A 404-nucleotide genomic window follows, 5' to 3' on the forward strand; every position below is an offset into this window, starting at 1 on the left:
ATTCACTTTGGCGGACAGAAATAAGGCCGTCTGAAAATATCTTCAATCCATTATTAAAGAATGTTTCGAACCATGAAAAAGAAAAAATCTACTTCAAACCCTACTTGGCAAGCCTTTAAGCAGCATAAGCGCGGTTGGTTGGCTTTGCGGATTTTGGCCGTTTTGTTTGTCGTCACTTTGCTTGCGCCTTTGTGGAGCAACGACAAACCTTTGTGGATACGCTATCAGGGCGAGTATTTCTTCCCCTTGGTAAACGAATATAACGAAACCGCATTTGGCGGCGATTTCGATACGCCTGCGGATTATTTGGATCCGCTTATCCGCCACAACATTACTTCAGACGGCAATTTTGCCCTTTACCTGCCCAATCCTTACGATGCCGATACCTTAAACGATTTTGATAC

Annotated in this window: 1 pseudogene; it reads left to right on the top strand. The window is 43.8% G+C overall.

What is annotated here, in order from left to right:
• Positions 1–60: 60 nt before the first annotated feature.
• Positions 61–404: pseudogene (locus tag ACTHSP_RS22345) on the top strand (ABC transporter permease); the annotation flags it as partial.

This window comes from Neisseria sp. P0001.S005 (assembly GCF_051963715.1).